General features: G+C 60.1%; 5 protein-coding genes. All 5 read right to left on the reverse strand.

Going from position 1 to position 3033, the window contains the following annotated elements:
* The coding region (locus EN750_RS26450) for a multidrug effflux MFS transporter (protein WP_127398363.1) at nt 1-975 on the reverse strand (975 nt) is incomplete at its 3' end.
* A gap of 170 nt (nt 976-1145) precedes the next feature.
* Nucleotides 1146-1481: a Grx4 family monothiol glutaredoxin gene (gene grxD / locus EN750_RS26455; protein ID WP_056594343.1), complete on the reverse strand. Its 336-nt coding sequence runs from the start codon at nt 1479-1481 to the stop codon at nt 1146-1148.
* A 425-nt stretch (nt 1482-1906) separates the two neighbouring features.
* Nucleotides 1907-2140 (reverse strand): BolA family transcriptional regulator, encoded by a 234-nt coding sequence (locus tag EN750_RS26460; protein WP_010909092.1) that lies wholly within the window; start codon nt 2138-2140, stop codon nt 1907-1909.
* Nucleotides 2141-2273: 133 nt separating this feature from the next.
* Nucleotides 2274-2795 carry a hypothetical protein gene (locus EN750_RS26465; protein ID WP_127398365.1) on the reverse strand — a complete coding sequence of 174 codons (522 nt, stop codon included), beginning with the start codon at nt 2793-2795 and terminating at the stop codon, nt 2274-2276.
* Between the two features lie 45 nt (nt 2796-2840).
* The coding region (locus EN750_RS26470) for a hypothetical protein (protein ID WP_145967925.1) at nt 2841-3033 on the reverse strand (193 nt) is incomplete at its 5' end.

Genomic DNA, 3033 nt, shown 5'->3' on the forward strand with positions numbered 1-3033 from the left:
GGCAAAGAAGGTGATGAACAGCCAGAGCGGCATCTTCATTTCCAGCGAGACCACCAGCCAGGCAAGGCTGATGACCAGGAACAGCAGCAGCGCACTCTGCGACAGGCGGCGCATGCCGATACGGCCGACAAGGCGCGAGTTCAGAAAGTTGGAGAAGGCGAGCACGCCCGCGACGCCTGCGAAGATGACCGGGAACATCTCGCCGACATGGAAGATGTCGACATAGATCTGCTGCGCCGAAGCGATGAAGCCGAACATGGCGCCGAAGATGAAGGTGCTGGCGAAGGCATAACAGATCGCAATGCGGTTGGTGAGCACGATGCGAAACCCGCCGACAATGGAGTTGAGTGTCAACGGCCGGCGATGTTCGGGATGCAGCGTTTCAGGAAGGCGCAGCAGCGACCAGGCCGAGACGAGGAGCGCACCGACGGCCATGGTGACGAAGATCCAATGCCAGGTCGCAAACAGCATGATGAACTGGCCGATGCCGGGAGCAATGACCGGTATCGCCATGAACACCATGAAGATCAGCGACATCACCTCGGCCATGCGCCGGCCGTCGAACGTATCGCGCACGATCGATACGGCGATGACGCGGGTGGCGGCCGCACCAATGCCTTGCACGGCCCGGCACAGCAGAAGTGTCTCAAAGCTTGGCGCAATGGCGGCAGCCGCGGCCGCGGCGACATAGATCACCAGCCCGGCGACCAGTGGTGCGCGACGCCCGAAGCGATCCGAGATCGGCCCGAAGAACAACTGTCCGCCGCCGAAGCCCAGAATGTAGGCCGTTATGACGTACTGCCGGTGGTTTTCATTTTCGACGCCGAGCGTGGCGCCGATCTGCTGCAGCGCCGGCAGCATGATGTCGATGGCCAGCGAGTTCAGCGCCATCAGCGCGGCGCACAGCGCGATGAACTCCCAGCGTGGAATGGGCAGTTTGCTTGCCGATTGCGGCGCTGATTTTGGCTGGTCCACGGCAAGTCCGATCTTTCAAACGAAAATGCGCCGGCGGGCCGGCGCATTGGCTCGTCCTGGTCCTGGGTTCAGGACATAAAATTGCCGAGGTGGGGCTGCCCTGGCGTTTGGTGCACGTCACCCGAAACTGTACGGCGGTTTCAGGCGGACGACATGCACGAAAACAGAAATCAGGCGGCGCCTTTGACGCCGACGCCCTTTTCGACAAGGAATGTCTGAAGTTCGCCGGCCTGGAACATCTCGCGGATGATATCGCAGCCACCGACGAATTCGCCCTTGACGTAGAGCTGCGGGATCGTCGGCCAGTTGGAATATTCCTTGATGCCCTGGCGCAGTTCGGCCGAGTCCAGAACGTTCACGCCTTTGTAGTCGGCGCCGATATAATCGAGGATCTGGACGACCTGGCCGGAAAATCCGCATTGCGGGAAACCGGGCGTGCCCTTCATGAAAAGGACGACGTCGTTGCCCTTCACTTCATTGTCGATGTAGTCGTTGATACCGCTCATAGAATATCCTTTCCCGCCTGTGGGAGTCAGGCTCGAAACATACCCTTCAAATAAACCCAACGATTGCTCGAAACAAGACGTTAGCCGCGCCGTGGCTGAAATGGCGCAAGAGTTGGCCCGGCTTGGGCCAAACCAAGTGACAGTCCTATGTGGCGGATCTAGACATTCTGCTGGCCGGCGGCGGCATGCTTGCGAGACCGGCGAAGAGAAAGACCGCGATAACGCTCATCACCAAACGCTGGTGGTGCGGAGCGTATTGGGGCCGGCGGGATGAGCCGAAGCGCCAGATCAACAAAGAATCGCGCCACAAAAACGATAACCTTCCATGCCGCTGTCAAAGTCAGCTGTATCGCCCGATCGCCTCCAATGCGCCTGAACACCATGGAAAAGAGGAGATCTGGTATCCAGGTCATAGACGCTCTCACCTAGTCAGGCACGCTGGTCTGCAGCGCTAGCGCATGCAGCACCCCGCCCATATTGCCCTTCAGCGCGTCATAGACCATCTGGTGCTGCTGCACGCGGCTTTTCCCCCGAAAACTCTCGGCCACCACCTCGGCCGCATAATGGTCGCCGTCGCCGGCGAGATCGCGGATCGTGACCTTGGCGTCCGGAATGCCGTCCTTGATCAGTTTTTCGATGTCGTGGGCGTCCATTGCCATGGCAAAATCCTGTTTCGAGCGGCCGGTGTCAGGCCATAAGATGAGAGTCGGGCAAGCCTAAAGCCTTTCCGGTCCGGATTGAAGCCGTTCTGTCCCACCAACGGCAAGACGGTTCGATGGCTTCAGAGAAAGACTAGGCCGGTGGGCTTGCTTCATCCTCGGCAACGTCCTCGCGTGTCGAGAAAGCGCGGCCAAGGCTGAAGGCCAGCACATAAAGCGGCGCGTTGAGCACGAGGCCGACAATGGGGAGATAGCTCGTCATTTGCCAAGCCGGCGAGAAGAACCCCTGGCCATAACCGTCGCAGACAAGCGACGAGCCGTACTCCCACAACGCGCCTACGACCACCGCGCTGGCAAAAAGCTTGATGCAGGTGACGATATGCCTTGCCCGTGCCGGATCCGGCGCCAGGCGGTCCCACAGAACCAGGCAGATGATCGGGATCGCGTAGATGAGATTCTGCGCGATGAGCATGGGGATGGCGCCATTGGCCGCGGCAAGGAACTCCGCGCGCGTTTCCAGCCGCATGCACACCTCGCTTGAGGTTGTCGACAGCAGGAAAAAGACGAATGGTCCCAGGAACCAGAAGAAGAACAGCGACGGCCAGAAAACGACTGCAAGCAGCGCCCGGGCAGCCAGTTTCCTGTGCTTGATCATGAGTTTCCCGAAAAACCGTTCCCACTTTTCGGGATCATGCTCTCGTCAACTGGCCTGGTCCATGAAGCGGGGGAACCAGCCTTCGTGCGCCGCGGAGAGTTCGCTGACCGGGATTGCCCTGGCGTCGCCAAGCTTCAGCGCGCTGCCCCCGGTCGAGCCGATCCACGGCGCGAAGATGCCGAGTTCGCCCTGCCGCTTGCGAATGGCGTCCCATTCGTCACTATCCGGATCGATCGAC

Source organism: Mesorhizobium sp. M7A.F.Ca.ET.027.03.2.1 (assembly GCF_003999175.1).
Taxonomy (GTDB): domain Bacteria; phylum Pseudomonadota; class Alphaproteobacteria; order Rhizobiales; family Rhizobiaceae; genus Mesorhizobium.